Source organism: Pseudovibrio sp. Ad37 (assembly GCF_001623075.1).
In the GTDB taxonomy this organism is placed as follows: Bacteria; Pseudomonadota; Alphaproteobacteria; order Rhizobiales; family Stappiaceae; genus Pseudovibrio.
Map to the genome: position 1 here is coordinate 1 of NZ_LMCF01000072.1, position 1,084 is coordinate 1,084.

The following is a 1,084-nucleotide window of genomic DNA, read 5'->3' on the forward strand; positions in this document are numbered from 1 at the left end:
GAAGCAGAGCTTCGATCAATTCCCATTCGCTGTCCGTTAAATCGCCACGTGCCAAAACTGCCTCCTAAAAGACAGTCTTGAATCATAAAGCAGATGATTTTGGAATACACTTTGTCAACAGAACCTAGATTATCTCACGTATAGCTCGTGGCAATATAGTGCTAAAACCATTTGTGTTGTGACCATTTTAAGATCAATCTATTTCTTTATCGCAGTTCCACTTGAGAGCAGCGAGGGCTGCGCTCGTAGCCCAAGCCTTGGTCACGTCCCTGCGCAAGCCGATACCGCTAATCAGGAAGCGGCACAAACGGAAGAGACAAGTTGGGTAAACTGCGCCGATGGGGGCAAGCACTGCTATCCCGACAGCGACGGCGTTATCACCATGTGATACGGTAAGGGAGGTAATTATACCTACATCCTCGCTCAGGGTTTGGATAGAATTTCTTGCAACAACTTCTGGGGTAACCCATTGGATGGTCAAAACAAGAAGTGTGCCTATACGACAGCGAACCTACTGAAAGTCGCACCTGAGGGTAGTTATATTGACGTAGCAAAGGAAGGTGCGACGTTCAACCTCCCTGACACAGGCAAGATGCACTGGATCCGATATGGCAGTGGCAACAGTTGGATGTACACCGTAATATCCGGTGGTGGTGAGCAAACAGTGGCATGCACCAACGATTACTTCAACTACAACCCGCTCAACGGCACCGACAAGGTATGCCAGTACAGCAGTTGTCAATGCTTGGTGGCAATCAGTCCAATGCCGTCACAACTGCAAAGCTTTCAAAGCGGCGGCTCTGGCTCAATGATGGATCGTGTGTCCGCCTACGTCCTGAATATCGCAACCATGTTTGGTCCTACGACTTCGTACATCATCGAACGGACGAGGGCAGGGCCTTCAGAACACTCAACATTCTGGATGAGCACAGCCGGGAATGTTTGGCTATCCGGGTAAAGCGAAAGTTGAACTCAACCGAGGTCATTGACGCTTTGACAGACCTGTTCATCGTGCGCGGTGTGTCCGCCTATATCAGGTCGGACAATGGCCCCGAGTTCATCGCCGAGGCCGTCAGAAACTGGA

The 1,084-nt window shown here is 50.1% G+C and carries 1 pseudogene; it reads left to right on the forward strand.

Annotated elements, in window-relative coordinates:
• Positions 1-795: 795 nt before the first annotated feature.
• Positions 796-1,084: pseudogene (locus PsAD37_RS27525) on the forward strand (DDE-type integrase/transposase/recombinase); the annotation flags it as partial.